This is a genomic window from Bacillus sp. JJ1566, assembly GCF_036962685.1.
GTDB lineage: Bacteria > Bacillota > Bacilli > Bacillales > Bacillaceae_L > Ferdinandcohnia.
Map to the genome: position 1 here is coordinate 1 of NZ_JBALOP010000087.1, position 1102 is coordinate 1102.

Genomic DNA, 1102 nt, shown 5'->3' on the forward strand with positions numbered 1-1102 from the left:
CCACTGAACTACTTCCGCAAAGTATTTGATTCAATCAAAAATGGCTGGGCTAGCAGGATTCGAACCTACGAATGACGGAGTCAAAGTCCGTTGCCTTACCGCTTGGCTATAGCCCAATGATAAGCCTCCGTGAATATGCTTCCTTGAATTTACTTCATGAATAATCATCGCAAGAGGATATTCTGGAAAATTTCAGCAGGAAATTTTACGGAATGTCGTTGACAACACTGAGTCATCATGATCATCTTATTAAGAAAATCAAAAAAATGCTTCAGACATAAAACTTAAAAACAAAAGGGCGACTGATGGGAATCGAACCCACGAATGTCGGAACCACAATCCGATGCGTTAACCACTTCGCCACAATCGCCATAAATAGATTGGCAGGGGTAGTAGGAATCGAACCCACACCAAAGGTTTTGGAGACCTTCGTTCTACCTTTAAACTATACCCCTATGATATATAATATTTCTATTTAAATAAGTTGTTACTAATAAAATCAAATGGTGGAGGGGGACGGATTCGAACCGCCGAACCCGGAGGGAGCGGATTTACAGTCCGCCGCGTTTAGCCACTTCGCTACCCCTCCACTATTAAATTAAAAATGGTGCCGGCGATAGGAGTCGAACCCACGACCTACTGATTACAAGTCAGTTGCTCTACCAACTGAGCTACACCGGCAAATAAATATTTACAAAACAAATGGTGGCTCAGGACGGAATCGAACCGCCGACACAAGGATTTTCAGTCCTTTGCTCTACCGACTGAGCTACTGAGCCACATATATAATATAATGGCGGTCCCGACCGGGATCGAACCGGCGATCTCCTGCGTGACAGGCAGGCATGTTAACCGCTACACCACGGGACCATGTAAAAGTATTAAATCTTTCAATGCACAATTTCTTGTATTAATTGTCCCTTCCTCTACTAGCCTATTCAAGAAGAATCATCCGTCGGGACAACTCGTAGTAGATTCGATGATGTTTTGCTCGTCGCTACATCACGGGACCATTTTTTAAATATTTCGTCTCTTGTCACAAGACAACTACTATCTTACTATAACATTTCGTTCTAGTCAACAATTTTTTTTGGTTGCGGGG

At 42.9% G+C, this 1102-nt stretch carries 7 tRNA genes; all 7 read right to left on the reverse strand.

Annotated elements, in window-relative coordinates:
• Positions 1-41 precede the first annotated feature (41 nt).
• A tRNA-Gln gene (locus V7112_RS23455) sits at positions 42-116 on the reverse strand.
• Between the two features lie 181 nt (positions 117-297).
• A tRNA-His gene (locus tag V7112_RS23460) sits at positions 298-370 on the reverse strand.
• A gap of 11 nt (positions 371-381) precedes the next feature.
• Positions 382-455, reverse strand: a tRNA-Trp gene (locus V7112_RS23465).
• A gap of 49 nt (positions 456-504) precedes the next feature.
• Positions 505-589 (reverse strand) — tRNA-Tyr (locus V7112_RS23470).
• Between the two features lie 16 nt (positions 590-605).
• Positions 606-681, reverse strand: a tRNA-Thr gene (locus V7112_RS23475).
• Between the two features lie 22 nt (positions 682-703).
• Positions 704-779: transfer RNA gene (locus V7112_RS23480), tRNA-Phe, on the reverse strand.
• Between the two features lie 15 nt (positions 780-794).
• Positions 795-870, reverse strand: a tRNA-Asp gene (locus V7112_RS23485).
• Positions 871-1102 lie beyond the last annotated feature (232 nt).